Genomic DNA, 237 nt, shown 5'->3' on the forward strand with positions numbered 1-237 from the left:
ATCCAGGCCCAAGGTGCTCGGTGTTGAGGCTAATTGCGTTGTAACGGTAAGGGGTAACGCTACTTACCACCGCATAGCCAGAACGGTTTACTTTCACGCCAGGAGAATTTATAACATTTGTACCGTCTGCATCTTTAGCTTTAACCAGCGCAAACGTATCTGATAGCGGTTGAGAAAGTATCACCCCACCAGAGTGGAGCACGATCCCCCCACTTGCCGACAAAGATCCTTGTTGGT

Annotated in this window: 1 protein-coding gene; it reads right to left on the minus strand. The window is 49.4% G+C overall.

What is annotated here, in order from left to right:
• Positions 1–202: fimbria/pilus outer membrane usher protein (locus MKR94_RS16855; RefSeq protein WP_241647937.1), on the minus strand; the 202-nt coding region annotated here is incomplete at its 3' end.
• Positions 203–237 lie beyond the last annotated feature (35 nt).

This window comes from Rosenbergiella metrosideri, assembly GCF_022602565.1.
Taxonomy (GTDB): Bacteria; Pseudomonadota; Gammaproteobacteria; order Enterobacterales; family Enterobacteriaceae; genus Rosenbergiella; species Rosenbergiella metrosideri.